A 7,133-nucleotide genomic window follows, 5' to 3' on the forward strand; every position below is an offset into this window, starting at 1 on the left:
AGCTCGCGGCAACCTTCCATGGCGATCAATTCCGGCCTTACACCAGCGACGACATCATCGGCGTTGAACTGGGTGGGGCGGTGAAAAACGTCCTGGCGGTGGCCACCGGCATTGCCGATGGCCTGGGCCTCGGCGCCAACACCCGCGCCGGGTTGATCACGCGGGGCCTGGCGGAGGTGGTCAGGCTCGGAGCCAGCATGGGCGCGGAATCCCGAACCTTCATGGGGCTCTCCGGTGTTGGCGATTTAATCCTCACCTGCACCGACGACCAGTCCCGCAATCGCCGACTCGGGCTCGCCCTGGGGCGCGGGCAGTCCCTCGAGCAGGCGGTGGCCGAGATCGGGCAGACCGTGGAGAGCGTGCGCACCGCCGGTGAGGTGCATGCGCTGGCGGCGACGCAGGGTGTGGAAATGCCCATCTGCGAACAGGTCCACGCAGTGGTCAATGAGGGGCGCACCCCCGGGGACGCCCTGGATCAGCTCATGGCGCGGTCACGCAAGTCGGAATTCTGAGCGCGGGCGTTCAGACCGCACCCGGGAACCCCAGTTGCCGCCATGCCTCGAATACCGTGACGGCGACGGCATTGGAGAGGTTCAGGCTGCGGCTGCGCGGGCGCATCGGCAGGCGCAACCGGTGCTCGGGGGGAATGCGCGCCAACACATCCTCCGGCAGGCCAGCCGTTTCCCGGCCAAACAGCAAAGCATCGCTGTCGCGGAAGCGGGTGTCGAAAACACGGCCTCGCGCCCGCGTCGTCAATGCCAGGCAGCGGACCGACCCCATGTCAGCGAGGCAGTCGTCCAGGTGCGGGTGTACGCGGATCCGCGACCAGTCCGCGTAGTCCAGCCCCGCGCGCCGAAGGCGCGTATCGTCCAACTGAAAACCCAACGGTTCCACCAGATGGAGCTGTGCTCCGGTATTGGCACACAGTCGCATCACATTGCCCGTATTGGGCGGGATCTCCGGCCACAGTAGAATGACGTGGATCATGTGCCGATTCTGAGCCCGGCGATGTGTCCTGTCGAGGCCATCACGGGGCGCAGCCGCATCAGGCGTGGCGTCGACATCGCGCCCGTAGGCCCTGGCAGGCGCACCGACAAGCAAGAGACAACGACTATCGGTTGCGGGACAGGACACTAGCAGCTCATGTCGAGTTCCTTGATCTTACGGGTCAAGGTATTGCGCCCCCAGCCCAGCAGCCGCGCGGCCTCCTGACGCCGCCCGCCGGTTGCGCGGATCGCGACCTCGATCATAATGCGCTCGAAACGCGGCGTGGCATGATCGAGAATATGCTCCTCACCCCGGGCCAGTGCCCGCTCCGCCCAGATGGCCAGGGATTCCTCCCAATCATCGGTGCTGCTCTCGACGACCTTGTCGTGGCGAAGTTCCGGGGGCAAATCCTCCATGTGGATTTCCTTGCCGTTGGCCATCACCGTGAGCCAGCGGCAGGTGTTTTCGAGTTGGCGCACGTTGCCGGCCCAGGTCAACCCCATGAGGAAGCGCTCCACCTCCGGGCGCAACTGTTTGACCTCCACGTTGAGGTCTTCGCCGACCTGCTGGAGAAAAAACCGCGCCAGCTTCGGGATATCCTCACGGCGCTCACGCAGGGCGGGGAGATGCACACGGATGACGTTGAGCCGATGAAAGAGGTCCTCGCGGAATGTGCCGTCGGCGACCCGCGCCTCCAGGTCCTGGTGGGTGGCGGCGATGATGCGCACGTCCACGGTGCGCGATGTATGGCCGCCGACGCGGTAGAACTCGCCATCAGCGAGCACCCGCAGCAACCGGGTCTGGAGTTCGGCAGGCATGTCACCAATCTCGTCCAGAAACAGCGTACCGCCGTCAGCTTGCTCGAACCGGCCCTGGCGCATCTGTTGCGCCCCTGTAAACGCGCCCTTTTCGTGCCCAAACAGCTCGGACTCCATCAAATCCCTGGGTATGGCGGCCATGTTGAGCGCAACGAAGGGCTTGTCGCGACGGGGACTGTGCCGGTGCAATGCCTGGGCGACGAGTTCCTTGCCCGTTCCCGATTCACCGTTGATAAGCACGGTGATATTCGAAGAGGAGAGTCGGCCGATGGCGCGGAAGACTTCCTGCATGGCCGGGGCTTCGCCGATAATCTCTGGGGTCTGCTCCACGGCAGGGTCCCCCGGGGCACCAGTCTCCTGCGCGCTCTGCAGGGCCCGGCGCACCAGCTCCACGGCTTCGTCCACATCGAACGGTTTGGGGAGATACTCGAATGCTCCGCCCTGATAGGCGGACACGGCGGCATCCAGATCGGAGTGGGCCGTGATCACGATCACTGGCAACTCCGGCCACCGCTCCTGGACACGGGAGAGCAGTGCCAGCCCGTCCAGGCCCGGCATGCGAATGTCGGTCACGAGCGCCCGCGGCCGCACGTCCGCGAGAGCGTCCAGTGCGGCGTCCCCGGTCTCAAAGCTGCGGGTGTGCATGCCCGCCTGGCGCAGTGCCTTGTCCAGCACCCAGCGGATCGACCGGTCGTCGTCGATGAGCCAGACGTCATCCCTTGTTGTCATCGCCCGCCTCCAGTGGCAACCACAGGGTGAACTCAGTGTATCCAGGTTCGCTCCAGCACTCGATCAGACCGCCATGCTGATGGACCAGCGTCTGGGCGAGGGAGAGCCCGAGCCCGGTGCCCTCGGGCCGCCCGGTGACCATCGGGTAGAAGATGCGCTCCTGGAGATCCGGGGAAATCCCCGGGCCATCATCGATGATGTCCACGCGGATCACCAGACGGTGCGGGACCTCAGCGATGGTGAACTGGCGCTGGGTGCGCGTGCGCAGGGTAATGCATCCCTGATCGCCTAAGGATTCCAGCGCGTTACGCACGATGTTCAGCGTCGCCTGGATGAGTTGGTTCGGTTCCGCGATGAAATCGGGAATACTCGGATCATAATCGCGGCGGATGCTGATCCCAGCAGGCGCTTCGGCGGCGACAAGCTGGCGGACACGCTCCAGGACTTCGTGGATGTTCGTCTCGCGCTTGTGCGGTCGGCTGTTGGGGCCCAAAAGGCCGTTGACAAGTGTGCGCAGGCGATCCGCCTCCTCGATAATGATCTGGGTATATTCACGAAGCTCCGGTGCTTGCAGTTCCCGATCCAGGAGTTGCGCAGCCCCGCGCAAACCGCCCAGGGGATTTTTCACTTCATGGGCGAGTCCACGCAGGAGTTCACGGGTGCACTGGTGTTGGTTGATCAGGTTCTGCTCGCGCGCGATGCGCAGACGGCGATCCAGCGCACTGATTTCGAGCAGTACTTCATCACAACTGACGGGTGTCACCGTCAAATCAACGGTGATCCGTCGGTCCGTGGTGGCGGCCAGCAGTATTTCCCGCCGCGTGAAGGCCTGACCGGTCTTGAAGGCGTGCCGCACGGCCTGCTCCAGAACCGGAGCACAGGGGGTCGCGTGGGCTGGCAAGCGGTGGCCCGTGACCTGCCGTGCGCTCACCGCGAACATCACCTCGGCGGCGCCGTTGATGTAGCGGACATGGAAACACGCATCGAAAAGGAGCACGCCGTGGCTCATGTACTCCATTGCGCGTTCGGCTGGTGTCTGGGGCTGTCGTGTCCTCATGGTCAGAACTAAAGCAAGAAGCAAACCACAATGATGAAAGCACGCGTGTCGGCCGCTCAACGGCAACGGATTACCGGGTCTTTCAGCCAGTTGGCGAATTATCGGGGGACACGATTGGCACCGTTGGGGGGCGGAGTTAGGGCACCCGCACCGAAATGGTGCCCTATTTTGGTGCAAAAAAGGAAGGCTTCAATTCCCAGGGAAGGCGACGCCGCCGGGATTCTGGGAACCGCCACCCTGAGACCCCGGTCCCCCACCCGGAATCAGGCGCGATGCTTGGTGCATATAGAATGTCACTGTGCCGGACTCGGCAACCGTATCGCCGGCTGCATTGACGATACGGGTAGCAACGCGATACTCGCCCCGATGAACCCCGGTGAGGCGGATGGTTGTTGCGGCCTCAGGCTCACCGCGAGGCTCCCCGTTGAGTACCAGTTGGACATAGTGTCCGGGGCGCAATCCAGGCTCTAGGCGGACCCGCACATCCACTAGCCCTTGGTTGTCCCGCACGGTCTCCCCATCTGACGGTGAGGTGATCTCCACCGCCTCATAGACGCTGTCGTGCTCCGCGTCCTGGTGCACCGGCCGTGACCGGCGCTCCGGAGCCCGGAACTCGAAACCGCGCTGGGGCTCGAGCCGCTCGAGCCGCTCGGCACCCTCTCTTGGCTCGTCGGAGTAAACAACAACGCCGTCCTCGTCCACCCACGTATAAATACCCGTAAGGGCAGCGGCCGGGGCGAGACACAGCAGGAATATAAGCCACTTCAGGTTCATGGCCTGAATGTAGCACGTGGGCGGCGATAACGGGAGATGGTCACGTCAGTGGCAGGAAAGGCGAAACCCGGGCGCAGCGCCCGGGGGTTTCGATACCGCCGACGCAGAGTGATGCGCTCACACGCTGTAGTACATGTCGAACTCCACCGGATGCGTGGTCATGCGCATACGCTGTACTTCGTCGGCCTTCAGGTCGATGTAGGCATCAATCGTGTCGTCTGTGAAGACGCCACCTGCCTTCAAGAACTCCCGGTCGACGTCCAGTGATTCGAGGGCCTCTTCCAGTGAGAAGGCGACCTTCGCAATCTCTTTCTCCTCTTCCGGCGGCAGATCGTAGAGATCCTTGTCCATGGCGTCGCCGGGGTGAATCTTGTTTTGCACGCCGTCAAGGCCCGCCATCAGCATGGCGGAGAAGGCCAGGTACGGGTTGGCCGTCGCATCCGGGAAGCGGACTTCGATGCGGCGGGCCTTGGGGTTCGAGATCCACGGCACACGAATGGACGCTGACCGGTTGCGCGCGGAGTAGGCCAGCAGCACGGGCGCTTCGAAGCCGGGAACCAGCCGCTTGTAGCTGTTGGTGGAGGCGTTGGCGAAGGCGTTAATCGCCTTGGCGTGCTTGATAATGCCGCCGATGTAGTACAGTGCCGTCTCGCTCAGACCCCCGTACTGATCGCCGTTGAACTGGTTGACGCCTTCTTTGGAGAACGACTGGTGCACATGCATGCCGCTGCCGTTGTCGCCCACTAGGGGCTTAGGCATGAACGTCGCGGACTTACCGTAGGCCGCGGCGACGTTGTGCACAGCATATTTAAGTTTCTGCACCTCGTCGCACTTCTTCACTAGGGTGTTGAATTCCACGCCAATCTCGCATTGACCGGCTGTCGCCACCTCGTGGTGGTGCACTTCCACCTTGAGCCCGAGTTCTTCCATGGCGAGGCACATGGACGCGCGTATGTCGTGCAGGCTGTCCACCGGCGGGACGGGGAAATAGCCGCCCTTGACTTTGGGCCGGTGCCCCATGTTGCCGTCGTCGTAGACGCGCTCGGAATTCCAGCCGGCCTCCTCGGAGTCGATGCGGTAGAAGCTGCCGTTCATCTCTGCACCCCAGCGCACATCATCGAAGACGAAGAACTCGGGTTCCGGGCCGAAGTAGGCAATATCACCCAAGCCGGTGGACTGCAGGTATGCTTCGGCGCGGCGCGCGACCGAGCGGGGGTCCCGGCCGTAGCCCTGCATGGTATTAGGTTCGATGATGTCGCAGGTCAGGTTCAGCGTGCGTTCATCAAAGAACGGGTCCAGCGTGGCGGTCTGCGCATCCGGCATCAGGATCATGTCGGACTCGTTGATGCCCTTCCAGCCGGCGATGCTGGAGCCGTCAAACATTTTGCCATCCTCGAAGAGGTCTTCTTCGACGGTGCTGGCGGGAATTGTGACGTGTTGTTCCTTGCCCTTGCTATCGGTGAAACGAAGATCGACGAACTTGACGTTCTCATCTGCGATCATCTTTAGTACGTCGGCTGCGGTGAGTGACATGCCTAAAACCTCCAGGTGGGACTAATGCCTCAGTGGAAAAACTCGCCACTTCGCCGTGCACGGTCTATGCCAGCGCAGCAAGACAGCAAGTTACGTACGTTTCTGGTGCAAATGCTCTATGCACGCACACGGAATGCATCGGTATTGTGCATGAGGGCGGCGTGATGCACTACTTCGGTGCGTCGTCGCAGGGGCCGCCGACCCTGATCCACATACGGATCGTATCGGCAACGTCGTCATTATTCGCCACGGCGATGATCGCGTGCCCATGGACCCGACACCAGGCAGGGACGTCTGCGTGCACCCCGGGATCCGTGGCCACAAGTTGCAACCGGCTGCCTGCCGGCAGGCAAGCAATGGCCTCCTGAACGCGGATGACGGGCATTGGGCATAGCAACCCGCGCGCATCGACGATGACCATCTCATCCAAGATACCACTCCTTCGGCACCTCAGCGGCGGGCATGGGGATGACCTCCAGCTCTTGGGGTGAACCGCCTGTTCTGGTAATCGCGACCCGGACGCGGGCCGCATCGCGGCCTTGACTGAAACGGGCGACCAGGCGGGCGGCGAGTTCGAGGTCATCATCCTCGGCTTCGCCATCGAGCAACGCCAGGGGACCCCCGTGACTGGTGGGAGTAAGATGTGTGAACTTCCGGCGAAAGCCGCGCATAAAGCGGTTTTCGCCGTCGTCCCGTGCAATGATCAGCTTGAAATGCGGGCGCGGACGAAGGTGCCGACCTAGCTTCAACAGCATTATGTCATCGAGCTCATAGCGCCGCTCGCCTCGAAAGGACCAAAGGTCCTGGAGCTTACGGGAATAGCTGGGATCCGTGAGAAAACAACAGCCGCCCGCGGGTTGCGCGTAGTCCTCGAGCCCGAGGTCTTTGGCGAGCTGGATCTGCGGCTTACGGGAGCGCCCGCTCCAGTCGTAGAGCTGTTCGCGGTCAACCCAGCCTTCGCGCTCCGGCAACGTTGGTTGCAAGAGCTTTGCACATAAGGGTCGCAAGAGGCGATCGTGGGCGCCGGATTCCGCAGCGATGACGGGCATGGTGCGCTTTAATTGAGACTTGAGTCGCTGGCCAATAACTTCTCCAGTGATGATGAAATCGAACGCGTTGGCTTCCATCCACTCCCGGGCCTTGGCGACCATGAAGCCCTTGCAGTCCAGGCACGGATTGAGGTGCTGGCCGTAGCCATGGCGGGGGTTGATGACGACATCCTTGTACTCCTCCAC

The 7,133-nt window shown here is 62.7% G+C and carries 8 protein-coding genes; 1 reads left to right on the forward strand and 7 read right to left on the reverse strand.

Annotated elements, in window-relative coordinates; all coding sequences use genetic code 11:
• Window positions 1–512, forward strand: a 512-nt coding sequence (locus QZT63_RS11635; protein ID WP_290651378.1) for an NAD(P)H-dependent glycerol-3-phosphate dehydrogenase, incomplete at its 5' end; no start/stop codon positions are given.
• Window positions 513–522: 10 nt separating this feature from the next.
• Here the strand turns inward: QZT63_RS11635 and QZT63_RS11640 are convergent.
• The 7 genes from QZT63_RS11640 to QZT63_RS11670 form a co-directional block, all read right to left on the reverse strand.
• Window positions 523–987 carry a tRNA (cytidine(34)-2'-O)-methyltransferase gene (locus tag QZT63_RS11640; protein ID WP_290651379.1) on the reverse strand — a complete coding sequence of 155 codons (465 nt, stop codon included), beginning with the start codon at window positions 985–987 and terminating at the stop codon, window positions 523–525.
• Between the two features lie 146 nt (window positions 988–1,133).
• Entirely contained in the window at window positions 1,134–2,534 is a 1,401-nt protein-coding gene (glnG, locus tag QZT63_RS11645; protein ID WP_290651381.1) for a nitrogen regulation protein NR(I), read from the reverse strand.
• Complete coding sequence (gene glnL, locus QZT63_RS11650; protein ID WP_290651382.1) at window positions 2,518–3,591, reverse strand: nitrogen regulation protein NR(II); 1,074 nt, start codon at window positions 3,589–3,591, stop codon at window positions 2,518–2,520. The genes glnG and glnL overlap by 17 nt, the downstream gene beginning before the upstream one ends.
• 189 nt (window positions 3,592–3,780) lie before the next feature.
• Entirely contained in the window at window positions 3,781–4,365 is a 585-nt protein-coding gene (locus QZT63_RS11655; RefSeq protein WP_290651384.1) for a DUF4124 domain-containing protein, read from the reverse strand.
• 117 nt (window positions 4,366–4,482) lie between these two features.
• Window positions 4,483–5,898 (reverse strand): glutamate--ammonia ligase, encoded by a 1,416-nt coding sequence (glnA, locus tag QZT63_RS11660; RefSeq protein WP_290651386.1) that lies wholly within the window; start codon window positions 5,896–5,898, stop codon window positions 4,483–4,485.
• Between the two features lie 169 nt (window positions 5,899–6,067).
• On the reverse strand, window positions 6,068–6,319 hold the full coding sequence (locus tag QZT63_RS11665; RefSeq protein ID WP_290651389.1) for a sulfurtransferase TusA family protein: 252 nt from the start codon (window positions 6,317–6,319) through the stop codon (window positions 6,068–6,070).
• Between the two features lies 1 nt (window position 6,320).
• Window positions 6,321–7,133 (reverse strand): tRNA (5-methylaminomethyl-2-thiouridylate)-methyltransferase (locus QZT63_RS11670; protein WP_290651388.1); only part of this gene is annotated, 813 nt, incomplete at its 5' end.

It is taken from the genome of Aquisalimonas sp. (genome assembly GCF_007120195.1).
Lineage (GTDB): Bacteria > Pseudomonadota > Gammaproteobacteria > Nitrococcales > Aquisalimonadaceae > Aquisalimonas.

What these genes read in the sequence shown, in the direction of transcription:
- QZT63_RS11640 (WP_290651379.1), bottom strand. Translation starts at nt 987, where the DNA reads ATGATCCACGTCATTCTACTGTGGCCGGAGATCCCGCCCAATACGGGC.
- glnG (WP_290651381.1), bottom strand. Translation starts at nt 2,534, where the DNA reads ATGACAACAAGGGATGACGTCTGGCTCATCGACGACGACCGGTCGATC.
- glnL (WP_290651382.1), bottom strand. Translation starts at nt 3,591, where the DNA reads ATGAGGACACGACAGCCCCAGACACCAGCCGAACGCGCAATGGAGTAC.
- QZT63_RS11655 (WP_290651384.1), bottom strand. Translation starts at nt 4,365, where the DNA reads ATGAACCTGAAGTGGCTTATATTCCTGCTGTGTCTCGCCCCGGCCGCT.
- glnA (WP_290651386.1), bottom strand. Translation starts at nt 5,898, where the DNA reads ATGTCACTCACCGCAGCCGACGTACTAAAGATGATCGCAGATGAGAAC.
- QZT63_RS11665 (WP_290651389.1), bottom strand. Translation starts at nt 6,319, where the DNA reads ATGGTCATCGTCGATGCGCGCGGGTTGCTATGCCCAATGCCCGTCATC.